This window comes from Acidiphilium sp. JA12-A1, from assembly GCF_000724705.2.
GTDB classification, from domain to species: domain Bacteria; phylum Pseudomonadota; class Alphaproteobacteria; order Acetobacterales; family Acetobacteraceae; genus Acidiphilium; species Acidiphilium multivorum.
In genome coordinates, this window is the sequence record NZ_JFHO01000067.1 from 1 (window position 1) to 22,572 (window position 22,572).

17 protein-coding genes and 1 tRNA gene are annotated in these 22,572 nt (G+C 69.6%); 13 read left to right on the forward strand and 5 right to left on the reverse strand.

Going from position 1 to position 22,572, the window contains the following annotated elements; all coding sequences use genetic code 11:
- Positions 1-335 precede the first annotated feature (335 nt).
- Entirely contained in the window at positions 336-1,649 is a 1,314-nt protein-coding gene (locus RT91_RS13220) for a lytic transglycosylase domain-containing protein (protein ID WP_240314293.1), read from the forward strand.
- 174 nt (positions 1,650-1,823) lie between these two features.
- Here RT91_RS13220 and folD read toward each other — a convergent pair whose 3' ends face one another.
- Both folD and RT91_RS13230 read right to left on the reverse strand, forming a co-directional pair.
- The gene (folD, locus tag RT91_RS13225; RefSeq protein WP_035187661.1) at positions 1,824-2,663 is read right to left on the reverse strand and encodes a bifunctional methylenetetrahydrofolate dehydrogenase/methenyltetrahydrofolate cyclohydrolase FolD; all 840 of its coding nucleotides are present in this window, start codon (positions 2,661-2,663) and stop codon (positions 1,824-1,826) included.
- An 8-nt stretch (positions 2,664-2,671) separates the two neighbouring features.
- Positions 2,672-2,977: a YggT family protein gene (locus tag RT91_RS13230; RefSeq protein ID WP_007423795.1), complete on the reverse strand. Its 306-nt coding sequence runs from the start codon at positions 2,975-2,977 to the stop codon at positions 2,672-2,674.
- A gap of 117 nt (positions 2,978-3,094) precedes the next feature.
- Here RT91_RS13230 and RT91_RS13235 point away from each other — a divergent pair.
- The 12 genes from RT91_RS13235 (at position 3,095) to RT91_RS13290 (ending at position 19,322) form a co-directional block, all read left to right on the forward strand.
- Positions 3,095-3,170: transfer RNA gene (locus tag RT91_RS13235), tRNA-Ala, on the forward strand.
- Between the two features lie 32 nt (positions 3,171-3,202).
- Positions 3,203-4,450, forward strand: coding sequence for a transcription antitermination factor NusB (locus RT91_RS13240; protein WP_035187676.1), 1,248 nt, complete (start codon positions 3,203-3,205; stop codon positions 4,448-4,450).
- 279 nt (positions 4,451-4,729) lie between these two features.
- The gene (locus RT91_RS13245; protein WP_012040210.1) at positions 4,730-5,062 is read left to right on the forward strand and encodes a helix-turn-helix domain-containing protein; all 333 of its coding nucleotides are present in this window, start codon (positions 4,730-4,732) and stop codon (positions 5,060-5,062) included.
- Positions 5,063-5,069: 7 nt separating this feature from the next.
- Complete coding sequence (locus tag RT91_RS13250) at positions 5,070-5,813, forward strand: TlyA family RNA methyltransferase (RefSeq protein WP_035187662.1); 744 nt, start codon at positions 5,070-5,072, stop codon at positions 5,811-5,813.
- Between the two features lie 104 nt (positions 5,814-5,917).
- Positions 5,918-7,108, forward strand: a complete 1,191-nt coding sequence (locus RT91_RS13255) for a phosphoserine transaminase (protein WP_035187663.1) — start codon at positions 5,918-5,920, stop codon at positions 7,106-7,108.
- Between the two features lie 3 nt (positions 7,109-7,111).
- Positions 7,112-8,698 (forward strand): phosphoglycerate dehydrogenase, encoded by a 1,587-nt coding sequence (serA, locus tag RT91_RS13260; RefSeq protein WP_012040207.1) that lies wholly within the window; start codon positions 7,112-7,114, stop codon positions 8,696-8,698.
- Between the two features lie 213 nt (positions 8,699-8,911).
- A complete protein-coding gene (locus tag RT91_RS13265; RefSeq protein ID WP_035187664.1) occupies positions 8,912-10,075 on the forward strand; it encodes an efflux RND transporter periplasmic adaptor subunit in 1,164 nt (387 codons plus the stop codon).
- Positions 10,076-10,079: 4 nt separating this feature from the next.
- Positions 10,080-13,229, forward strand: a complete 3,150-nt coding sequence (locus RT91_RS13270; protein ID WP_035187665.1) for an efflux RND transporter permease subunit — start codon at positions 10,080-10,082, stop codon at positions 13,227-13,229.
- A gap of 98 nt (positions 13,230-13,327) precedes the next feature.
- Positions 13,328-14,764, forward strand: coding sequence for a pyridoxal-dependent decarboxylase (locus tag RT91_RS13275; protein WP_035187666.1), 1,437 nt, complete (start codon positions 13,328-13,330; stop codon positions 14,762-14,764).
- Positions 14,765-14,839: 75 nt separating this feature from the next.
- The gene (locus RT91_RS13280; protein WP_035187667.1) at positions 14,840-17,647 is read left to right on the forward strand and encodes a molybdopterin oxidoreductase family protein; all 2,808 of its coding nucleotides are present in this window, start codon (positions 14,840-14,842) and stop codon (positions 17,645-17,647) included.
- Entirely contained in the window at positions 17,644-18,387 is a 744-nt protein-coding gene (locus tag RT91_RS13285; protein ID WP_007423415.1) for a 4Fe-4S dicluster domain-containing protein, read from the forward strand. Before RT91_RS13280 ends, RT91_RS13285 begins: the two co-directional genes overlap by 4 nt.
- Positions 18,384-19,322: a DmsC/YnfH family molybdoenzyme membrane anchor subunit gene (locus tag RT91_RS13290; protein WP_035187668.1), complete on the forward strand. Its 939-nt coding sequence runs from the start codon at positions 18,384-18,386 to the stop codon at positions 19,320-19,322. Before RT91_RS13285 ends, RT91_RS13290 begins: the two co-directional genes overlap by 4 nt.
- Here RT91_RS13290 and RT91_RS13295 read toward each other — a convergent pair.
- Genes RT91_RS13295 through RT91_RS13305 form a run of 3 tightly spaced genes read right to left on the reverse strand, consistent with a single transcriptional unit; the run spans position 19,304 to position 22,200 of the window.
- Entirely contained in the window at positions 19,304-20,080 is a 777-nt protein-coding gene (locus RT91_RS13295) for a metal-sulfur cluster assembly factor (protein WP_240314294.1), read from the reverse strand. The two genes, RT91_RS13290 and RT91_RS13295, sit on opposite strands and share 19 nt — an antisense overlap.
- Positions 20,080-21,096, reverse strand: coding sequence for an amidohydrolase family protein (locus RT91_RS13300; protein WP_007422390.1), 1,017 nt, complete (start codon positions 21,094-21,096; stop codon positions 20,080-20,082). The genes RT91_RS13295 and RT91_RS13300 overlap by 1 nt, the downstream gene beginning before the upstream one ends.
- 60 nt (positions 21,097-21,156) lie before the next feature.
- Positions 21,157-22,200 (reverse strand): NAD(P)-dependent alcohol dehydrogenase, encoded by a 1,044-nt coding sequence (locus RT91_RS13305; RefSeq protein WP_012040201.1) that lies wholly within the window; start codon positions 22,198-22,200, stop codon positions 21,157-21,159.
- Between the last annotated feature and the right edge of the window lie 372 nt (positions 22,201-22,572).

A 22,572-nucleotide genomic window follows, 5' to 3' on the forward strand; every position in this document is an offset into this window, starting at 1 on the left:
GGCGGCGCGCGGCGGCGCGGGCGGCGGCGGCGCGGCGCAGCCGGCGAGCAGGAGAAAAAGGCCGATCGCACGGGCGGGTGGCGGGAGACGGGTCATCGCGGGATCTCCGATGCGCGGATGCGCGGTGATTTGCAGAATCATGTTGCCTTGAAATCGCCGATAAGTTAAGCGGTTATGAGACGAATTTCATGTGCCGGGCGAGGCTGCCGGCGCAACGGAGCGGCTGGCCGCCCCAACCCCCCCGGGCGGATGCCACGCGCCGCGCCGAACTGCGATGGGAGACACGTGTTGAACGCTGCGTTCCACCCCGCCCCGCTCCGCGCGAGCCGTCCGCGATGACCGCGAAGCTGCGACACGCCTGGCGATTCGCCGGACTCTCCGCCCTCGCCCTGCTGGCCGCCTGTTCGACCCGGCAGGCCAATCTGAGCCCGAGCCAGCTCGCGGCGCGCTACGCCGCCAACGCGCCGGCCGATTACCGCCCGCCGGGACCGCCCGGCGACCCGTGGGGGCCGTATATCGAGCAGGCCTCGGCGCGGTTCGACGTGCCGGCGAAATGGATCCGCGCGGTGATGCATGTCGAGTCGGGCGGGCACGAATACATGAACGGGCATCTCACCGTCTCCAGCGCCGGGGCGATGGGGCTGATGCAGCTGGAGCCCGAGACCTACCAGGAGATGGCGGCGCGCTACGGGCTGGGGCCGGACCCGTTCAACCCGCTCGACAACATCATGGCGGGGACGGCGTATATCCACCAGATGTACGAGATCTACGGCTCGCCGGGCTTCCTCGCCGCGTATAACGCGGGGCCGGGGCGGCTCGACGACTATCTCGACTACCGCCAGCCGCTGCCGGCGCAGACGCGGCACTATGTGGCGATGATCGCGCCGCAGATCGCCGGCGTGTATCCGGCCGGGCCGTCCGAGGCGGAGGCGGTGGCGATGAACCAGCTGCCGACGCGGATTCCGGCGGGCATCCGCCCGGCGGACGATGGCGGCGAGACCTCGCGGCTGAACCAGGCGCAGATCGCGATGCGGCAGACGGCGCCGACGCTGCCCGCGCCATCGCCCTCGCCGGCGCCGGCGCCGGTGCGCGTGGCCGCGCTCGCGCCGCCCGCCGCGGTGGAGCCGCAGGCCGTGCCGGTGGCGGTGGCCACGCGGTCCATGCCGCCGGTGCGCCGGCCGCACGGGTTCGGCGGGTTCTCGCTGATTCCCTCGGCCGAGGCGGCGACGCCGGTGATGGACGGGCCGCCGGTGACCCGGCAGGCGACGCCTTCCATCCGCACCGCGAGCGCGCTGGCGCCGCGCGCGGTGGCGGCGCCGCGCCCGGCGACGATGCGCCTCGCGGCGGCGCGGGCGCCGGTTGCCGCAGCACCGCAGCCGACGCGGCAGCTCGGCGGCGGGCGCTGGAGCATCCAGGTCGGCGCCTACGACACCCCGGCGCACGCCAAGGCGGCGCTCGGCATCGCCGAGCTGAGCGCGGTGGCCATGCTGATGAAGGGGCAGCCGGTGGTCGAGCCGATCTCGACCGCGCGGGGCCGGTTCTACCGGGCGCGGTTCGTCAACCTGCCGCACAGCGCCGCGGTGAGCGCCTGCCGGCAGTTGCAGGGCGGGCCGACCGGCTGCGCGGTGCTGTCGCCCGACGCGGGATAACCGCGTCCGACAGATCGAGGGTTAACCGCGTCCGACAGATCGAGGGATAACCGCGTCCGGCAAGACGCGGAATAACCGCGTCCGACAGATCGAGGGGTAACCGCGTCCGGCACGACGCGGGGTGAGGCGCCCTCACCCGTTCGCGGGTGGCCGCGCCGGCGCCGGAGCAAAAACTCAGCGGCGGGCGGCGGCGGCGATCAGGGTGTTTTCGAGCAGGCAGGCGATGGTCATCGGCCCGACGCCGCCGGGGACCGGGGTGATCGCGCCGGCGACGGCGGCGGCCTCCGCGTAGGCGACGTCGCCGACCAGCCCGCCCGCCGCCGTGCGGTTGATGCCGACATCGATGACCGTGGCGCCGGGGGAGACCCAGTCGCCCCTCACCATTTCGGCGCGGCCGACCGCGGCGATCAGGATTTCGGCGCGGCGGCATTCGGCGGCGAGGTCGCGCGTGCGGGAATGGGCGATGGTGACGGTGGCGTCGGCGGCGAGCAGCAGGGCGGCCATCGGGCGGCCGACGATGTTGGAGCGGCCGAGCACGAGGGCGCGGGCGCCGCGCGGGGCGATGCCGGCGGCGGCGAGCAGCTTCATCACGCCGCGCGGGGTGCAGGGCACGAGGAAGGGCGTGCCCAGCGCGAGGGCGGCGACATTGTCGGGGTGGAAGCCGTCGACATCCTTGGCCGGGTCGATCGCGCGGATCACCGCCTGCGGGTCGATGCCGGCCGGCAGGGGCAGCTGGACGAGGATGCCGTCGACCGCGGGATCGCGGTTGAGGCGGGCGATCAGGGCGAGCAGCTCGGCCTGGCTCGCGCTCGCGGGCAGGCGGATGGTCTCGCTGGCGAAGCCGGCCGCCTTCGCGGCGCGCTCCTTGTTGCGGACATAGACCTGGCTCGCCGGGTCCTCGCCGACGAGGACGACGGCGAGGCCGGGCGCGTAGGGCAAGGTGGCGGCGCGGGCGGCCACCTCGGCGCGCAGGGCGGCGGCGACCGCCTTGCCGTCGATGACGCGGGCCGCCATCGGGGCGCTCACTGGTAGCCCATCGCGGCGAGGTGGCCGTAGAGCCCGCCGAGGAAGATCTGCAGCGCGCGCAGCAGCAGGAAGCCGACGATGAAGGAAATGTCGATGCCGCCGATCGCGGGGATGAAGCGGCGAAACGGCGCGAGGAAGGGCTCGGTGGCGCGGAAGAGGAAATCCTCGATCCGGTAGACGATGTGGTTGCGGGTGTCGAGCACGCCGAACGCCATGAGCCAGCTGAAGATCGCCGCCGCGATCATGATGTAGATGTAGATCTGGATGGCCTCGTCGAGGAACCAGAAAACCGCTCCGAGCATCGTAACCCTCCTTGGCTGGTGCCCGGGTTAGCGAAGCACGGCGTTTCGCGCAACGTGACAAGGCGGACGAGGTGGCTTGACTTCCGGCTCAGGGTGCGCGATTGGCCGCGCAGGGATGGGGCTGTAGCTCAGTTGGGAGAGCGCCTCGTTCGCAATGAGGAGGTCAGGGGTTCGATTCCCCTCAGCTCCACCATCCCGCTTCTTTCCCCAGGTTGAATGGTGCGCATGACGAAGACAGGGGGCGATCCGACCCGCGATGCGGCGTTCGCGCTGCTGTCCGCCGTGCTGGACCGGCGCGCGCCGCTGGACGCGGCGCTGGCCGGGCTCGCGGACATCGCACCGCGCGACCGGGCGGCGGCGCACCGGATCGCGGCCGCGGTGCTGCGGCGGCTCGGCAGCCTCGACGCCATTCTCGAACCCCATCTGCGGCGCGCGCCGCCGGCGCCGGTGCGGCACATCCTGCGGATCGGCGCGGCACAGCTCGCGTTGCTCGGCGCGCCGGCGCACGCGGCGGTGAGCACGGCGGTGGGGCTCGCGCATGCGCGCGGGCTCGGCAAGTTCGCGGGGCTGGTGAACGCGGTGCTGCGCAAGGTGAGCGCCGAGGGGGCGGCGGCGCTGGAGGCGCTCGATTCGCCGCGGCTGGACACGCCGGCCTGGCTCTGGGCCTCGTGGGGGGCGGCGGCGCGGGCGATCGCCACCACGCACCAGGGCGAGGCGCCGCTCGATCTCACGCTGAAGGACGGGGCGGCGGTGCCGGAGGGCGGCGAGCGGCTGCCGACCGGATCGGTGCGGCTGCCGGCGGGCACCGACGTGACCCAGCTTTACGGCTATGCCGCCGGCACGCTCTGGGTGCAGGACGCGGCGGCCGCCCTGCCCGCGCGGCTGCTCGGCGACGTGGCCGGGCGGCGGGTGCTCGATCTCTGCGCGGCGCCGGGCGGCAAGACCGCGCAGCTCGCCGCCGCCGGCGCGGCGGTGACCGCGCTCGACCGCGACGCGCGCCGGCTGGTGCGGCTGCGGGAGAATCTCGACCGGCTCGGCCTCGCGGCGGAGACGGTGGCGGCGGACGCGCTGGACTGGCGGCCGGCGCAACGCTTCGACGCGATCCTGCTGGATGCGCCGTGCTCGGCGACCGGGACGATCCGCCGGCACCCGGAGATCCTGCATCTGCGGCGGCCGCGCGACATCGAGACCTGCGCCACATTGCAGGACCGGCTGCTCGACGCCGCGGCGGCGATGCTCGCGCCGGGCGGGACGCTGGTCTACGCCGTCTGCTCGCTGCAGCCGGAGGAAGGCGCCCGGCGCATCGAGGCGGCGTGCGGGCGGCTCGGGCTGCGGCGCGCGCCGCTCGGCGCGGCGGAATTGCCGGGGCTGGCCGAGGCGGTGACGCCGGCGGGCGACCTTGCCACCCATCCCGGAATGTGGGCGGAGCGCGGCGGCATGGACGGGTTTTTCGCGGCAAGGTTGCAAGGCTGAGTCTGTCAGCCTGACTACCAGCGCAGGTTGCTTTTTCGCCCGACGAAGTTTCTTCATTTGTTAACGCGGCGGCCAGACGCGCGTCATGATCCGGCATGTGTTGCGGAGCAACATGTCGTTGCCTCGGAAAATCTCAATTTTTGATTTTTGAGACAGATGAGACATGATAACGGACCCATCAGGAGGCCTGACAAAAAAAGTTATTATTCGTCACGTTTTTTTTGTCAAATCCCTTAACGGCGGCTGGCGCGACTCCCGGCACGTCTTTATGTTGACACCATGGCACCGAAGAAACAGACGCCCCCGGAATCGGTCGGGCAACGAATCCGCGCCTTGCGCCTTGCGAACAATCTCACCCAGGACGAGTTTGCCGCGCAGCTCGGCGTGTCGCGCTCGGCGATCGCGCAGTGGGAAACCGACCGGGCCGGGCAGGTCCGGGAAAATCTCGAACGGATTTCGAAGGTGCTCGGCACCTCGATCGCCTATCTGGTCTCGGGGGAGACCGGGTCGCTGCAGGGCGACGAGCTGGCGCTGATGCGGCTGTACCGCGCCTGCGCTGCGGAGGACCGGCAGATCCTGCTGCGCACCGCGAAGCGGCTCGCCCGCGGCTGAGACCGGCGTGGCGCGCGGCCGGGCCGATCTCGCCCTCGTCGCGCGCGGGCATTTCGCGAGCCGGGCGCGGGCGCAGGAGGCGATCCGGCGCGGCCTGGTGAGCGCGGGCGGACGGACGATCGGCAAGCCGGGCGAGATGGTGGGCGACGACGAGGCGCTGAGCGTGGCCGATGCCGGCGCCGCCTGGGTCTCGCGCGGGGCGCTGAAGCTGATCGCCGCCCTCGATCATTTCGGATTGTCACCGGAAAACCGGACCTGCCTCGATATCGGCGCCTCGACCGGCGGGTTCACCGAGGTGCTGCTCGCGCGCGGCGCGGCGCTGGTGCACGCGGTGGATGTGGGCCACGGGCAGATGGCCCCTGCCCTGCGCGACGATGCGCGGGTGCGTCTGCATGAGGGGGTGAACGCGCGCGACCTGTCGGCCACGGGGATACCGGGCGGACTCGGTGCGGTTGTGTGCGACGCGAGTTTCATCGGGCTGCGCAAGGTGCTGCCGGCGGGCCTCGCGCTGTGCGGGAAGGACGCCTTCGCGGTGGCGCTGATCAAGCCGCAATTCGAGGCGGGGCCGGAGGCGGTCGGCAAGGGCGGGATCGTGCGCGACCCTGCCGTGCATGAACGGGTGTGCGGCGAGATCGGCGACTGGTTCGCGCAGATTCCCGGCTGGCGGGGGCTCGGCATCATCCCCAGCCCGATCGAGGGCGGGGATGGCAACCGTGAATTCCTGATTGCAGCCATGAAGGACGCGCGCTGAAGCGGCGCACGGTTTTGCTTGCGGCGGCGCGAAAAGCCGGATACATGCCGCGGCGGGTCACGCCCCCCCACCGGGGCGCTTATCTTCTGCAAGGGAGACCATCGATGGCAGACGCCGCCGCGGCCGCGCACGCGAAGCCGCAACACCGCCCCCACAATCCGAATTTTTCCTCCGGCCCCTGCGCCAAGCGGCCCGGCTTCACGCTCGAGGCGCTTTCCGGCGCGATGCTCGGCCGCAGCCACCGCGCCAAGGAGCCGAAGGCGAAGCTCGCCGAGGTGATCACCCGCTCGCGCGACATTCTCGGCCTGCCGTCCGACTGGCGGCTCGGCATCGTTCCCGCCTCGGACACCGGCGCCGTCGAGATGGCGCTGTGGTCGATGCTCGGCGCCCGGCCGGTCGACGTGCTGGCGTTCGAGAGTTTTTCCGAAGCCTGGGCGACCGATGTGCTCAAGCAGCTCAAGCTCGCCGACGCGCGGGTGCTGAGCGCGCCCTATGGACAGATTCCCGATCTTGCCGCCGTCGATTTCAGCCATGACGTGGTGCTGGCCTGGAACGGCACGACCTCGGGCGCGCGGATGCCGAACGGCGACTGGATTCCGGCGGATCGTGAAGGGCTGGTGATCGCGGACGCGACCTCGGCCGCGTTCGCGATGGAACTGCCCTTTGAAAAACTCGATGTGGTGACCTGGTCCTGGCAGAAGGCGCTGGGCGGCGAGGCGGCGCACGGGATGCTGGCGCTTTCGCCGCGCGCGGTGGAGCGGCTGCTGACCTACAAGCCGGAGCGGCCGCTGCCGAAGATTTTCCGCCTGACCTCGGGCGGCAAGCTGATCGAGGGGATTTTCGCCGGCGAGACGATCAACACCCCGTCGATGCTGGCGGTGGAGGACGCGCTGGACGGGCTGCGCTGGGCCGAGGGCATCGGCGGGCTCAAGGCCATGATTGCGCGTTCGGAACGGAATCTCGCGGCGATCGCGCGCTGGGCCGAGGGCAATGCGCGGGTGGAGTTCCTCGCCGCCGATCCGGCGATCCGCTCCTGCACGTCGATCTGCCTCGTCATCGCAGCGCCGTGGTTCGCCGCCCTCGATGCCGAGGCGCAGGCGAAGGCGGCGAAGCGGGTCGCCGCGCTGCTGGAGGCCGAAGGTGTCGCCCATGACATCGGCGCCTATCGCGACGCGCCGCCGGGGCTGCGGATCTGGGGCGGTGCGACCGTCGAGACCGCCGACATCGAGGCGCTGCTGCCCTGGATCGACTGGGCGATCGACGCCGTTCATTCCGACATTTCCGCGAAGGCCTGAGACATGCCCAAGGTTCTGATCAGCGACAAGCTTTCTCCCGCCGCCATCGACATCTTCAAGCGGCGCGGCATCGACGTGACGGTGAAGACCGGGCTCGCCCCGGCGGAACTGCGCGAGATCATCGGCGAATTCGACGGGCTCGCCATCCGCTCGGCGACCAAGGTGACGCGCGAGTTGCTGGACGCGGCGACCAACCTGAAGGTGATCGGCCGCGCGGGCATCGGCGTCGACAACGTGGACGTGAAATCGGCCACCGCGCGCGGCGTGGTGGTGATGAACACGCCCTATGGCAACGCCATCACCACCGCCGAGCACGCGATCGGCCTGATGTTCGCGCTGGCGCGGGAACTGCCGGAGGCCTCGGCCTCGACCAAGGCGGGGAAGTGGGAGAAGAACCGGTTCATGGGCGTCGAGCTGACCGGCAAGACGCTCGGCCTGATCGGGGCGGGGAATATCGGCTCGATCGTCGCCGACCGCGCGCTCGGGCTGAAGATGCGCGTGCTGGCCTATGACCCCTACCTGACCGAGGCGCGGGCGACGACGCTCGGCGTCGAGAAGGCGGATCTGGACACGGTGCTGGCGCGGGCGGATTTCATCACCCTGCACACGCCGCTGACCGAGCAGACGCGCAACATCCTCTCGCGCGAAAGCATCGCCAGGACCAAGCCGGGTGTGCGCATCATCAACTGCGCGCGCGGCGGGCTGGTGGACGAGGCGGCGCTGTACGACGCGCTGAAATCGGGCCATGTGGCGGGCGCCGCACTCGACGTGTTCGAGGTCGAGCCGGCGAAGGAAAGCCCGCTCTTCGCGCTGCCGAACGTGGTCTGCACCCCGCATCTGGGGGCCGCGACGACCGAGGCGCAGGAGAACGTGGCGTTGCAGGTGGCCGAGCAGATCAGCGATTTCCTGCTGACCGGGGCGGTGACGAACGCGATCAACATGGCCTCGGTCTCGGCCGAGGACGCGCCGAGGCTGAAGCCCTACATGGAGCTTTGCCAGCTGCTCGGCAGTTTCGCGGGGCAGCTCACCGAGGCGCGGCAGGGCGTGATCCGCAAGGTCGGCATCGAATACGAGGGCGCGGCCGCGCATGTGAACCAGCGCCCGCTCTCGGCGGCGCTGTTCGCCGGGCTGCTCGCGCCGATGATGGAAGGTGTCAACATGGTCAACGCGCCGGTCTTCGCGCGGGACCACGGGATCGAGCTGGCGGAGACGGTGTTCGACCGCGACTGCGAATACCAGACGCTGATCCGCGTTTCGGTGACGACGGACGAGCAGACGCGCACCGTGTCGGGCACGCTGTTCGGCGGGGCGAAGCCGCGGCTGGTCGAGGTGAAGGGCATCAAGGTCGAGGCGGATTTCGGCCGGCACATGCTCTATGTGACCAACCGCGACAAGCCGGGATTCATCGCCCAGTGCAGCGCCATTCTCGCCGAGAAGGGCATCAACATCGCCACCTTCCATCTCGGCCGGACCGAGAAGGGCGGCGATGCGGTGTGCCTGATCTCGATCGACGAGACCCTGCCGGACGACGCGCTCGCCGCGATCCGCGCGCTGCCGCAGGTGATGCAGGCGACGCAGATTTCGTTCTGATACCGATATATTAACAACGCCGGAGGCTCCCGCAAAACCGGCTGGCGGAACGGGGTCGCGCAATTGACGGCGCGGCCCCGTCTCCATTATTGAGAGGCAGGACAGGAGTCTTGCCGTTCCTGCGCGAAGCGGGGTTGCGGCGGCGGCGTCCGCGCCGATCTCTCTCCTGTCGTCCGCGCCCGAATCCATCCGCGCCACACAAAGAGGAACCGCATGCGCCGATCGCTTCATGCCACGGCCTGCCGCGCCGCCGGCTTCGTGACCGTCCTTGCCCTCGGCATCGCCGGGGCGCGGGCCGCTGCGCCGCCGCCGCCGGTGGTCAGCGTCGTCGTCGTGAAGCCGCAGAAGGTCTACCAGCAGGACAGCTTCATCGGGCGGATCCAGGCGGCGCATATCGTCAATCTCGTGCCGCGGGTGACCGGGTATCTGGAGAAGCGCCTGTTCCGCCAGGGGGCGGAGGTGAAGAAGGGGCAGCTGCTCTACGTGATCGAGCCGCGGCCGTACCAGGCGGCGTTCGACCAGGCGAAGGCGAATGTCGCCGACGCGCAGGCGACGCTCGACAACGCGGAGCTGACGCTGGAGCGCGCGGCGCGGCTGCTGCACACGCCGGCCGGACAGCAATCGACCTACGACGACGACAAGGCGGCGGCGGAAAGTGCGGCGGCGAAGCTGCAGGCCGCCGAGGCGGCGCGCGAGACCGCGGCGATCAACCTCGCCTATACCCAGATCCGCGCGCCGCTCGACGGGCGGATCGGCGCGAGCGCGGTGAATATCGGCAATGTCGTCGGGCCGAATACGGGAACGCTCTCCACCGTGGTGAGCCAGAACCCGATGAACATCGTCTTCTCGATGCCGACGCGCGATGCGATCCGGCTGCGCCAGCGGCTGGCGACGCAGGGCGGGCTCGCCGGCGTGGTGCTGCGGGTGAAGCTGCCGGACGGGCGGATGGACCGGCAGGAGGGCACGCTGGACTTCACCAGCAACCAGATCAGCCAGTCGACCGACAGCCTCGCGATGCAGGGGACGATTCCGAACCCGGTGATCAAGGGGCTCGGCAATGCGCGCACCAGCGACCGCGAGCTGACCAGCGGCGAGTTCGTCACCGTGATCGTGCGCAGCCGCACGCCGGAGGACAAGATCGTGCTGCCGCGCGACGCGGTGCTGGCCGACCAGGTGGGCGACTATGTGCTGACCGTCGGCAAGGACGGCAAGGTGGCGCGCGCCGACGTCAAGCTCGCCTCGACCACGCCGGCGACCGCGACGATCGCGAGCGGGCTGGCCATCGGGACGAAGGTGATCGTCGATGGCGTGGAGAAGGTGCATCCCGGGGTGAAGGCGAATGCGAAGGTGATTGCCTCGCCGGTCGCACAGGGCTGAGGCCGTGATCCCCTCCTTCTTCATCGACCGGCCGCGCTTCGCGATGGTGATCGCGATCGTGATCACCATCGCCGGCATCATCGCGATGACGCGGATTCCGGTGGCGCAGTTCCCCTCGATCGTGCCGCCGGCGGTGCAGGTGACCGCGACCTATCCGGGCGCCTCGGCGCAGGTGGTGAACGACACCGTGGCCGAGCCGATCGAGCAGCAGATCAACGGGCTGAGCGACGAGATCTATTACGCCTCGACCACGGCGAATGACGGCTCCTACAACCTGACCGTCACCTTCAAGCTCGGCAGCAACCCGGACATCGACACCGTCAATGTCACCAACGCGGTGCAGCAGGCGCTGACCCAGCTGCCGGCCGAGGTGCAGAAGGAAGGGCTGACGGTGCGCAAGCGCTCCGCCTCGGTGCTGGAGTTCATGTTCTTCTACAGCCCGGACAACAAGCTCACGCCGCTGCAGATCTCGAACTACGTGAAGATCAACGTGCTCAACCCGCTCGGCCGCGTGCCGGGGGTGGGCCAGGCGTTCATGTTCGGCGAGCAGGACTATTCGATGCGGGTGATCTTCAGCACCGCCCGCCTCGCCCAGCTCGGGCTGACGCCGGCGGACCTGATCAGCGCGATCCAGGACCAGAACACCCAGGCGCCGGTCGGCACGATCGGGCTGATGCCGATCGCCGGCAAGCAGCAATACCAGCTCTCGGTGCAGACCGAGGGGCGGCTGACATCGGCCCGGCAGTTCGGCAACATCGTCATCCGCGGCAACAGGGACGGCTCGCTGCTGCGGCTGAAGGACGTGGCGAAGATCCGCCTCGGGCCGCAGAGCGAGAACCAGGTCGACCGGATCAACGGGCATCCCGGTGTCGCCATCGGCGTGTTCCTCTCGCCGGGGGCGAACGCGGTGGCGACCTCGGGGCGGGTGTCGGCGGAGATCGCCCGGCTCTCGAAGCGGTTTCCGGCGAGCCTCGCGAGCAAGACGGTCTACAATTCCAGCAGCTTCGTTTCGGACACGATCAGCGAGGTGATCAAGACGCTGGCCGAGGCGTTCGCGCTGGTCGTGCTCGTGGTGTTCTTCTTCCTCGGCTCGTGGCGGGCGGCGCTGGTGCCGACGATCGTCGTGCCGATCGCGCTGCTCGGCAGCTTCGCGTGCATGCTCGCCCTCGGCTATTCGGCGAACACGGTGACGCTGCTGGCGCTGGTGGTGGCGACCGGGCTGGTGGTGGATGACGCCATCGTCGTCGTCGAGAATATCGAGCGGGTGATGGCGGAGCGGCCGGAGCTGTCGCCGCGCGAGGCGGCGAAGGTGGCGATGGCGCAGATCCAGGCGCCGATCATCGCGATCATGCTGGTGCTGCTCTCGGTGTTCGTGCCGACGGCGTTCATCCCCGGCCTGTCGGGCCTGCTGTTCACCCAGTTCGCGGTGGCGATCAGCACGGCGATGCTGATCTCGGCGCTGAACGCGCTCACACTGTCGCCGGCACTCTGCGCCATCCTGCTGCGCCGGGGCGAGCACGGGCACGGCATCATGGCGCGCGTCCTCGATTTCATCGAACGGACGCGGGCGGGCTACAGCCGGCTGATCGGCCGGCTCATCGCGCGCTCGGTGCTGGGGCTGATGGTGATCGTCGCCTTCGGGGTGGCGGCGTTCCTGCTCGCGCGGATCACGCCGGGCGGGTTCCTGCCGGACGAGGACCAGGGCGCGCTGTTCATCCAGGCGACGCTGCCGCCCGGCGCCTCGCTGCAGCGGACCGACGCGATGGGGCAGAAGCTGGCGAAGATGATCCACACCCTGCCGCAGGTGCAGGACGTGATCGCCATCAACGGCTACTCGATCCTCGACTCGGCGACCGAGCCGAACGCGCTGTTCATGGTGGCGCACCTGAAGCCGTTCGCGCAGCGGCCGGGGCCGAAGAATTCGGTGCAGGCGGTGATCCGCAAGATCTTCGCGATGGGCTCGCAGGTGCAGGGAGCGAACATCGTCGCCTTCAACCTGCCGCCGATCATCGGGCTGTCGACCAATGGCGGCTTCACCTACGAGCTTGAGAACGTCGCCGGCGCGAGCCAGCAGAAATTCAATTCGGTGCTCAAGGGGCTGATCGTCGCGGCGAATTCGGACCCGAAGCTCGCGCATGTGTTCAGCACCTACGCGGCGAACAACCCCTCGGTCTATCTCGATATCGACCGCGCCAAGGCGCAGGCGCTCGGCGTGCCGATCTCCTCGATCTTCCAGGCGCTGCAGGCCTCGCTGGGCGGGTTCTACGTCAACCAGTTCAACATGTTCGGCCAGGTCTGGCAGGTGAACATCCAGGCCGCCTCGGCCGACCGCGACACGCGCGCCGCGATCTGGCGGATCTATGTGCGCAGCGATTCCGGCAAGATGGTTTCGCTCCGCTCGCTGGCGACGGCGCACACGCGGCTCGGCCCGCAGATCGTCAGCCGCTACAACGACTCGCTGGCCGCACCGGTGTTCGGCTCGCCGGCGCCGGGCGTGTCGTCCGGGGCGGCGCTGGCGGCGATGGACCGGATTTCCGCCCGCGTGCTGCCGGCCGGCTTCTCGTATGACTGGACCAGCACCGCCTATCTGCAGCAGCAGGCCAAGGGCCAGGCGGCCTATGTGTTCATCCTGTCGCTGATCTTCGCCTATCTGTTCCTGGTGGCGCTGTACGAGAGCTGGATCATTCCGGTGCCGGTGCTGCTCTCGGTCGTGGTCGGCGTGTTCGGGGCGATGCTCGGCATCGTGCTCGGCGGGCTGACGATCGACCTCTATGCCGAGATCGGGCTCGTCGTGCTGATCGCGCTGGCGGCGAAGAACGGCATCCTCATCGTCGAGTTCGCCAAGGAGCGGCGCGAGGAGGGCATGGGCATCCGCGAGGCGGCGGTGCTGGGTGCGAGGATGCGGTTCCGCGCGGTGATGATGACCTCGATCGCCTTCATCTTCGGGCTGCTGCCGCTGGTGGTGGCGACCGGGGCGGCGCAGATCACCAGGCGGTCGCTGGGCACGCCGGTCTTCGCCGGGATGATCTTCGCCAGCGGCATCGGCATTTTCGTGATCCCGCTGCTGTATGTGACGTTCGAGACGCTGCGGATGCGCGTCTCGCGCCGGGCGCGCGAGCGGCAGAAGGAAATCGCCGTCACCGGGGACGACTAGGCGGCGCGGGCGGGCTTTGCCGGGTCACATCTGGCGGGCTTTACCGGGTTATGTCTGGCGGGCTTTACCGCCCGCGCCGGCGCGCATAAGCAGCGTCCATGGCAACGCTTGATCCCGAGGACTGGTCCGAGCTCCGCGCGCTGGGGCACCGGATGATGGACGACATGTTCGACCGGCTGGAAGGGCTTGGCGCGGCGCCGGTCTGGCAACCGATGCCGGACGCGGTGCGCGCGGGGTTCCGCGCCCCGGTGCCGCGCGAGGGGATCGGGGCCGCCGCCGCCTATGACGCCTTCGCCACACGGATCGCGCCCTATGCCTCGGGCAACGCGAACCCGCGCTTCATGGGCTGGGTGCAGGGCGGCGGCAACGCGGTGGGGATGCTGGCGGAACTGCTGGCCGGCGGGCTCAACGAGAATTGCGGCGGGCGGGATCATGTCGGGCTCGAAGTCGAACGGCAGGTGGTGGCCTGGGCGGCGGAGCTGCTCGGCCTGCCGGCGGCGACCGGCGGGCTGATGGTGACCGGATCGTCGATCGCGAATTTCATCGCCCTGCTCTGCGCGCGGCGGGCGCATTGCGGCGCGGCGGTGCGGCAGGACGGGCTCGGCGGGCGGCGCCTTACCGGCTACGCGCAGGCGGGGGTGCATCGGTGCGTGCCGGGCGCGTTCGACATGGCCGGGCTCGGCGGCGCGGCGCTGCGGCGGGTGGCGCTCGGCGCCGACCGACGGATCGACCTCGCGGCGCTGGAGGCGGCGATCGCCGCCGATCGGGCGGCGGGGGCGGAGCCGTTCATGATCGTCGGCACCGCGGGATCGGTCGATGTGGGGGCGATCGATGATCTGGCCGCCCTCGCCGCGATCGCCCGGCGGGAGGGGATGTGGTTTCACGTCGACGCCGCGTTCGGGGCGCTGGCGGCGGCCTCGCCGGCGAGGCGGGAGCTGGTCGCGGGGATCGGCGAGGCGGATTCGGTGGCGTTCGACTTCCACAAATGGGCGCAGGTGCAATACGATTCCGGTTGCATCCTGGTGCGCGACCGGCAGCTGATGCTGGATGCCTTCGCGCAGGATGCCTCGTATCTGACGACGACGGCGCGGGGGCTTTCGGGCGGCGCGCCCTGGCCGTGCGACATGGGGCCGGATCTCTCGCGCGGGTTCCGGGCGCTGAAGGTGTGGATGACGATCGAGGCCTATGGCACCGCGGCGCTGGGCGGCATCGTCGATGATTGCTGCGCGCTGGCGGCGCGGCTCGCGGCCTCGGTGGATGCGGCGCCGCTTCTCGCGCGGCTCGCGCCGGTGCCGCTCAACATCGTGTGTTTCCGCTACGATGACGGCGGCGACGGGCTGGACGCGCTGAACGCCGCGATCGCCGCCGATATCCAGGAGAGCGGGCGCTACGTGATCTCGACCACGACGATCGACGGGGTGCGGGCGCTGCGGGCGGCGATCGTCAATCACCGGACGAGGGCGGCGGATATCGACGGGCTGGCGGCGGCGGTGAGTGCCGCGGGGGACGCCCGCAGGCGCGAACCGATCGGTTGAACCGATCAAACGGATCGGTCAGGGACGATGGCCTGAAGCGGTGCGGGGCGTCATAAATCCGGGCGGAGAACTGCCATGCCCGAAGACAGGATTGCCTATCACGCGCCGGTCGGCGACGAGGTCGCCCACACCACCTGTTACATGTGCGCCTGCCGCTGCGGCATCAAGGTGCATCTCAGGGACGGGAAGCTGCGCTACATCGAGGGCAACCGCGACCATCCGATCAATCGCGGCGTGCTGTGCGCGAAGGGATCGGCGGGGATCATGTCGGTCACCTCGCCGGCGCGGCTGCGCTCGCCGCTGAAGCGGGTCGGCCCGCGCGGGGCGGGCGAATTCGAGGCCATCGGCTGGGACGAGGCGATGGCGATCGTGACGGCGCGGCTCGCGGGCATCCGCGCCAGCGATCCGCACCGCCTCGCCTTCTTCACCGGGCGCGACCAGTCGCAATCGCTGACCGGGCATTTCGCGCGGATGTTCGGCACGATGAATTTCGCCGCCCATGGCGGGTTCTGCTCGGTCAACATGGCGGCCGCCGGACTCTATTCGGTGGGCGGCGCGTTCTGGGAATTCGGCGAGCCGGACTGGAACCATGCGAAGCTGTTCCTGCTGTTCGGCGTGGCGGAGGACCACGATTCCAACCCGATCAAGCTCGGCCTCGCCAAGCTGAAGGAGCGGGGGGCGAAGATCGTTTCGGTCAACCCGGTGCGGACCGGGTATTCGGCGATCGCCGACGAGTTCGTCGGCATCACGCCGGGGACCGACGGGCTGTTCATCATGGCGCTGATCCACTGCCTGCTGGCGGAGGGGGCGGTCGATACCGAATTCCTGGTCCGCTACACCAACGCGCATCACCTGGTGATCGACGCGCCGGGCGCGGCCGATCACGGGCTGTTCGCGCGCGGCGCGGATGGCGCGGCGCTGGCCTTCGACCGCAAGGCGGGCGCGCTGGCGCGGGCGGATGCGACCGGCACCGACCCCGCGCTGCTCGGGACGTTCACGCTGCCCGACGGGCGGCGGGCGCGGCCGTCGTTTGCGATTCTGGCGGAGCGTTATGCGGCGGCGGAGTACGCACCGGAGGCGGTGGAAGCGCGCTGCGGCATCGCCGCGGCGACGATCCGCCGGCTGGCCGCCGAGATCGCCGAGATCGCCTTCCGCCAGCCGGTCGTCATCGAGCAGGCCTGGACCGACACCGACGGGCGGCGGCACGAGACGATGACCGGGCGGCCGGTGGCGATGCACGCGATGCGCGGGATTTCGGCGCATTCCAACGGGTTTCACACCTGCCGGGCGCTGCATGTGCTGCAGATGCTGATCGGCGCCGTCGATACGCCGGGGTCGTGGCGCTACAAGTCGCCGCACCCGAAGCCGATTCCGCCCGGACCGGGCCCGGCGGGACGGGCGCATGACGGGCGCGGCGCGCTGACCGGCAACGTGCTCGGCTTTCCGACCTCGCCAGACGACCTGCTGGTGGATGACGCGGGCGAGCCGCTGCGGCTCGACCGGGCGTTCTCGTGGGAGGCGCCGCTCGGCATTCACGGCATGATGCACATGGCGATCGCCGAGGCGCATGCGGCCGGGCGGGCGCGGGTGGACACGCTGTTCCTCTACATGGCGAACATGGCGTGGAACTCGGCGATGAATCCCGGCGAGACGACGCGGATGCTGACCGACCGCGACGAGGACGGCGAGTATCGGATTCCGTTCGTGATCGTCGCGGATGCGTTCGAATCCGAAACGGTCGCCTATGCCGACCTGGTGCTGCCGGACACGACCTATCTCGAACGCTATGACTGCATTTCGCTGCTCGACCGGCCGATCGGCTCGGCGCACGGGCCGGCGGATGCGATCCGCGTGCCGGTGCTGAAGCCGGACCGCGACGTGCGGCCGTTCCAGGACGTGCTGATCGACCTTGCCGGACGGCTCGGCCTGCCGGATTTCGCCGAGGCGCCGGGCAAGCCGCTCTACGGTTCCTATGCCGATTACATGGTGCGCCACCAGCGCAAGCCGGGCGTGGGGCCGCTGGCCGGATTCCGCGGGGCGGACGGCAACGCCTTCGGCCGGGGCGAGCCGAACCCCGAGCAGATTTCCCGCTACATCGCCAACAAGGGGTTTGCGCGTTACGACCTGCCGCTGGAGCAGCTTTACTACAAGCACGCGAACCGGGCCTATCTGACGGGTGCCAAGGACATGGGGCTGATCGACGACGACAGCCAGATCGTTCTCAATCTCTATAGCGAGCATTTGCAGAAATTCCGCCTCGCCGCCGAGGGGCACGGGGCGGTGCAGCCGCCGGAGCGGCTGCGCGCGCGCATCGCCCGGTTCATGGACCCGCTGCCGATCTGGTACGAGCCGATCGAGCAGACCATGACGGATATGAAACAGTTTCCGATCCACGCGATCACGCAGCGGCCGATGTCGATGTATCATTCGTGGGGATCGCACAATGCGTGGCTGCGGCAGATCCATTCGGAAAACCGGCTCTACGTGCATCGCGACCTCGCCGCCGCACAAGGGCTGGAGGATGACGACTGGGTCGAGGTGGTTTCGCGCACCGGGCGGCTGAAATGCCAGATCCGCATCATGGACGGGGTGAACCCGCACACGGTGTGGACGTGGAACGCGATCGGCCGGCGGAGCGGGGCGGTGGCGCTGGCGCAGGACGCGCCGGAGGCGGTGCGCGGCTTCCTGCTCAACCACGTGATCTCGGAATATCTGCCGGCGGGGGATGACGGGGCGCGGCTGTCGAATTCCGACCCGGTGACCGGGCAGGCGGCGTGGTTCGACCTTACCGTGAGGCTTGAGAAATGCGAGCCGGAGACGATCGCGGAAACCCAGCCGCGGATGGCGCCGGTGGCGTTGACGACGAAGGGAGCCGCGCGATGACATCGCTGCCGCAGAGTCAGCCGGGCGCCAGGCGGCTCGGCCTCGTGATCGATCTCGACACCTGTGTCGGCTGCCACGCCTGCGCGGTGAACTGCAAGGAATGGAACACCGAGGGGCACCACGCGCCGCTGCCGGATTACGATCCGCATGGCGCGGACCCGGACGGGGTGTGGTTCAACCGCATCCATTCCTACGAGGCGAAGGGCAGCGGCGGGTGCGGCAAGACGGTGAATTTCCCGCGCTCGTGCCTGCATTGCGAAAATCCGCTCTGCGTCACCGTCTGCCCGACCGGCGCCTCGTACAAGCGGGCCGAGGACGGGATCGTGCTGGTGAACACGGATATCTGCATCGGCTGCAAGCTTTGTTCCTGGGCCTGCCCCTATGGCGCGCGGGAATTCGACGAGCATGACGGGGTGATGAAGAAATGCACGCTCTGCATCGACCGGATCTATAACGAGTCGCTGCCCGAGGCGGAGCGCGAGCCGGCCTGTGTGGCGACCTGCCCGTCGCGGGCGCGGCATTTCGGCGATCTCGCCGATCCCGGGAGCCGGGTGTCGAAACTGGTGGCGGAGCGCGGCGGCGTCGACCTGATGGCGGAGCTGGGCTACCGGCCGACCAACAAGTATCTGCCGCCGCGGCAGACGCGCATCGAGACGCGGCCGGTGGAGATGCCGGCATCGGCGCCGGGCGGGCTGGGCGGCGCGCTGCTCGCCCTCGTGGACAAGGTGCTTTCGCGATGACCCCGGCAAGTTCGGTCCTGCTGCTGACCACCCTCACCGGCTTCGGCTACGGGCTGCTGGCCTGGCTCGGGATTTTCTGCGCCGCCGGGGCGCTGCCGGAGAGCCCGTGGTTCGGGCCGGTGGCGGTGGTGATCGCGCTCGGCTTCGCCGGCGCGGGGCTGGTCGCCTCGACGCTGCATCTCGGGCGGAAGGAACGCGCCTGGCGGGCGTTCAGCCAGTGGCGGTCGTCCTGGCTGTCGCGCGAGGGGGTGGCGGCGGTGGCGACCAACGCGCCGGCGCTGGGCTTCGCGGCGTCATGGGCGGCGCTGGGCGCGGCCGCGCCGCTGACGATCGCCCTCGGGCTGGTGGCGGCGGCGATGGCGCTGGGGACGGTGTTCTGCACCGCGATGATCTATGCCTGCCTGAAGCCGATCCGCCAGTGGCACAACCGCTTCACCGCACCGCTCTACCTGCTGTTCGCCGCGTTCTCCGGCGCGCTGCTGCTGGCGGCCCTGCTCGGGGTGTGGACCGGGACGGCTACGGCCGCCGCGGCGCTGGCGGTGGTGTTCGCGATCGGCGCGGGCGTGGCGAAGGCGGCCTACTGGCGCTTCATCGACGCGCAGGGGCCGCTCACGACGCTCGCCTCGGCGACCGGGCTCGCCGAACTCGGCACGGTGCGCGCCCTCGACCGGCCGCATTTCACCGAGAACTACGTGCTGCGGGAGATGGGCTACCAGATCGCCCGGCGGCACGCCGCACGGCTGCGGCGGATCGTGCTGGTCCTCGCCTTCGCCGCACCCGCGCTGCTGGCCGCCCTCGCGCTGGCGGGCGCGATGCCGGCGGTGGCGGCGCCGCTGGCCGCCCTGCTCGCCGGCATCGGCCTGTTCGCCGAGCGCTGGCTGTTCTTCGCCGAGGCCACGCATGTCTCGGCCATCTATTACGGCCGCGCCGTCTGATCGCTGCTGGCGACGCCCTGGCGGATGAAGTCAGCGAGGCCCGGCTCTTCCGGCAGGGTTGACGGCGCCTCGCCATAGCGGGCGGCAAGCAGGCCGCGGCAGAGCGCGCCGTTGAACTCGGCGTTCAGCCCGACGCGGCGGATGTGGCGCAGATAGACGCTCAGCGTTTCATGCATGATCCGCTCGCCGGCGCTGGTGACGAAGGCGAGATCCTCGCCGCCGGCGAGCGGGCGGCGGGCGAGGTAGCGGGCGCGCAGGGCAGGCCCCTCCCCGTCCAGCGCCAGGCGTTCGAGACCCTCTACCGTGAGGTCGAGGAAGGCTTGCGCATCGTGGCCGGCGGCGAGCAGGTGGCGGAGCAGCGCCTCCTGCCGGCGCTCGAAGGATTTCAGGCCGAAATGCCGGCGGATGCCGGCGAGGTTCTCGCCCGCCTCCTGCGGGAAGGCATCGGCGAAATCCTTGCCCTCGGCGACGCCGTTGTTGATCTCGTCGATGAACATGTGCTCGTCGAGCCGGACATCGGCGCGCGTGACCCAGGGCAGGGCGGCGACGGCATCGCGCATGTCGGCGGCCATGAGATAGGAGAAATTGGCGGCGCACCAGTAGGTGGGCAGGCGGAAGCCGACGCTGACGGCGCCGTCCTCGGCGATGTCGATGCCGGTGACGAAGCCGAGCTCGACCACGCTCTCGTCAAGTTCCGGATCGGTCACCTGATCGAGAGCGGCGCGCACCTCGTCGGTGCGCGCCTTGAGCATGGACATCACGCGGCCACCGGCGCCATCCGGCCGAGCTTGGCCTTCTGGGCGGCGATGTCGACCCCGTAGAGCCGGGCGGCGTTTTCGCCGAGGATCTTCTTCTTGCCCTCGAGCGTGAGCTGCTTGCCGGTCTCCTTCACCAGCTCGTCGGGGATCTCGAAGCTCATGAAGCGCTCGACCAGCCAGCGCGGCGTCCAGATTCCGTAGTCGGAGCCGAAGAGGATCTTGTCCTCGCCGAGCCAGAACAGCAGTTCGGACATCACCTTGGCGAAATAGCCGGGGCGCGAGTGGATGAAGGGCAGCACCACGGCGAGGCCGCCATAGACGTTGCTCTCCTGCACCGCGATCCAGCAGAAATCGTCGAGGCGCGGCAGGCCGCAATGCTCGACGATGAAGTTGAGGTTGGGGAAGTCGGTGGCGCAATGGTCGATGTCGGCGACGTCGAAGGCGTCGCGGTCGAGCGGGATGATGGTCGGGCCCTTGTGGACGTGGATGTTCTTGATCCCGAGCTTCTCGCAGCGTTCGAGATACTTGTAGGCGGCGGGATCGGAGAGCTTGTAGCCGCGGCTGTCGCCCTTCCATTCGGCGGTGTAGAGCTTCACCCCCTTGATCTTGTGGATCTCGGCCATGGCTTCGAGGGCTTCGAGCCCGCCCTCGCCGTCGCGCGGGTCGAAGGCGCCGTTGAGGATGAAGCGGTCGGGGTAGCGGGTTTTCAGCGCCGCGTTCTGTTCGAGCGTGTTGAAGCCGGTCTTGTAGAAATCCTTGAGGTAGGTGGGCTGGAAGATCGCCATGTCGTCCGGCCCGTCGATGAACAGGTCCTGCACCATCTGCTCGGCGCCGTATTTGGCGAATTTCTCCGGCGTCCAGAGCTGCTCCGGCGGGGAGAGCGAGGCGTGGTAGCCATAAAAGCAGTCGATGAATTGCTTGCCGTGAATGTTCCTGATGTTCTCGGGGCTGGCATCCCAGAGATGGACGTGGCCGTCGATGATGAAGATCTCTTCGCCGTCTTTCGTGGTGTACACTGGATCCGTTTCCTTCCTTCGGATTTGACGTGGTGAGCGGTGGTTTTTTTTTCGCTTCGTTCAGGGAATCAGCACGGCGCGGCCGCGGACCTTGCCGTGATGCAGGTCGTGCAGGGCGGCATTGGCCTCGTCCAGCCGGTATTCGCGGGTGGCGAGGGTGACCTTGCCCTGGTCGGCCAGCGCCATCAGCTCGATCAGCTCGGGATAGGTGCCGACGAGATTGCCGACGATGGTCTTTTCCGAGGTGATCATGTCGATGGTGGGGATGTCGATCTTCCCGCCATAGCCGACGATGTAATAGTAGCCGCCGTCGCGCGTCATCGCGAGGCCTTTCGCCACGGCGTCGCCCTCGCCGACGAAGTCGATCACCGCCTCGGCGCCCTTGCCGCCGGTCAGGCGCATCACCTCGTCGAGCTCGGAGCCGTCCGCCTTCACCGCGAAATCGGCGCCGCATTCCTGGGCGAGCTGCAGCGCCATGTCGGCGCGGTCGACGATGATGATCCGGGCGGCGCACATCGCGCGCAGCACCTGGATGCCGATATGGCCGAGGCCGCCGGCGCCGATCACCACCGCGAACTGGCCGGGCAGCAGGTGGCGCGAGGCCTTCTTGGCGGCGCGGTAGGCGGTGAGCCCGGCATCGGTATGCGGGGCGACGTCCTTCGGCGCGAGCGATTTCGGCAGCTTGATGATCGAGCGCGCGCCGGTGCGCAGCAGCTCGGCATAGCCGCCATTGCAGTTGATGCCGGGGAATTCGCTTTCCTCGGCGTGCATGTCGTCGCCGCGGCGGCAGGCGAGGCAGTGGCCGGAGGTGATCAGCGGATGGCAGATCACCGGGTCGCCCTTCTTCAGGTGGGTGACGGCGGAACCGACCTCCTCGATCCAGCCGGCGTTCTCGTGGCCCATGATGTGCGGGAACTTGAGATCGACCTTCGAGCGCCAGACGCCCTCGATGATGTGCAGGTCGGTCCGGCAGACGCCGGCGCCGCCGATGCGGACGATCACGTCGGTCGGGTTGCGGATCTGCGGTTCGGGCACGTCCTCGTAGGTGACGAAGTCGGGTGCGGTGAGCTTTTCGTCGTATCCGTGCAGCACGGCGGCTTTCATGGCGCGGTTCCCCCTGGTTCCTTGGTGAGGGGGATGCTGCATCGATCGTGCCAGCGCGCGGAGCGGCGGGATTCCGCGGGCTTCGCCAAAGGGACGAGGCCGTTCATGTTCCATTCCGCAACAGCGACGGAAAACAAGTGTTCCGTTGCGGCCCGTGCCCGTATAACCTCCATATTGGAAAAGGGTCCGCTGAAGACCAGTTGAAGCACCTGGCGGGTTGCCCGACGCGGCCCGGATGGCAAAAGGCTATCGGAGGAAACATGCTGGCGCATCGTGCCACCGACTCCCGTCTTGCGCAGGCGCGCTCGCTGCTCGAGCTGGGGCGCGCCATTCCGGCAGGGTTGCTGGCCGCGCCCATCGCCGCGAGCTGGC

Bases quoted from the DNA above. Each gene is read 5' to 3' on its own strand.
- RT91_RS13305 (WP_012040201.1), bottom strand. From the start codon at position 22,200: ATGAAAGCCGCCGTGCTGCACGGATACGACGAAAAGCTCACCGCACCC.
- RT91_RS13285 (WP_007423415.1), top strand. From the start codon at position 17,644: ATGACATCGCTGCCGCAGAGTCAGCCGGGCGCCAGGCGGCTCGGCCTC.
- RT91_RS13295 (WP_240314294.1), bottom strand. From the start codon at position 20,080: ATGTCCATGCTCAAGGCGCGCACCGACGAGGTGCGCGCCGCTCTCGAT.
- RT91_RS13230 (WP_007423795.1), bottom strand. From the start codon at position 2,977: ATGCTCGGAGCGGTTTTCTGGTTCCTCGACGAGGCCATCCAGATCTAC.
- folD (WP_035187661.1), bottom strand. From the start codon at position 2,663: ATGGCGGCCCGCGTCATCGACGGCAAGGCGGTCGCCGCCGCCCTGCGC.
- RT91_RS13240 (WP_035187676.1), top strand. From the start codon at position 3,203: ATGACGAAGACAGGGGGCGATCCGACCCGCGATGCGGCGTTCGCGCTG.
- RT91_RS13280 (WP_035187667.1), top strand. From the start codon at position 14,840: ATGCCCGAAGACAGGATTGCCTATCACGCGCCGGTCGGCGACGAGGTC.
- RT91_RS13275 (WP_035187666.1), top strand. From the start codon at position 13,328: ATGGCAACGCTTGATCCCGAGGACTGGTCCGAGCTCCGCGCGCTGGGG.
- RT91_RS13265 (WP_035187664.1), top strand. From the start codon at position 8,912: ATGCGCCGATCGCTTCATGCCACGGCCTGCCGCGCCGCCGGCTTCGTG.
- RT91_RS13220 (WP_240314293.1), top strand. From the start codon at position 336: ATGACCGCGAAGCTGCGACACGCCTGGCGATTCGCCGGACTCTCCGCC.
- RT91_RS13255 (WP_035187663.1), top strand. From the start codon at position 5,918: ATGGCAGACGCCGCCGCGGCCGCGCACGCGAAGCCGCAACACCGCCCC.
- RT91_RS13290 (WP_035187668.1), top strand. From the start codon at position 18,384: ATGACCCCGGCAAGTTCGGTCCTGCTGCTGACCACCCTCACCGGCTTC.
- RT91_RS13245 (WP_012040210.1), top strand. From the start codon at position 4,730: ATGGCACCGAAGAAACAGACGCCCCCGGAATCGGTCGGGCAACGAATC.
- serA (WP_012040207.1), top strand. From the start codon at position 7,112: ATGCCCAAGGTTCTGATCAGCGACAAGCTTTCTCCCGCCGCCATCGAC.